This window comes from Paenibacillus sp. EKM10P (assembly GCF_011800655.1).
GTDB classification, from domain to species: Bacteria; Bacillota; Bacilli; order Paenibacillales; family Paenibacillaceae; genus Paenibacillus; species Paenibacillus polymyxa.
In genome coordinates, this window is sequence record NZ_JAALET010000141.1 from 1 (window position 1) to 227 (window position 227).

Consider the following 227-nt stretch of genomic DNA (forward strand, 5'->3'; position numbering starts at 1 on the left):
CCGACGATGATATCCTCTTGACCCGTGTATTTATGCAAAAGCGTGCTATACGCTGCCAGCAACACCATGTACAAGGTGGAGCCGGTTTGTGCGGCCAGCTGTTTCAACTGCTCACTGTCCTCCATGCGGATCGCAAACTCAAATCGAGTCCCTTCCAGACGCTGTACAGCAGGTCTTGTAAAATCCGTTGGCATATCCAGCGCCGGGATTTCACCAGACATGGTTTT

At 51.5% G+C, this 227-nt stretch carries 1 protein-coding gene; it reads right to left on the bottom strand.

The features are described from left to right. The coding region (locus tag HFE01_RS26845) for a condensation domain-containing protein (protein ID WP_167442934.1) at nt 1-227 on the bottom strand (227 nt) is incomplete at both ends.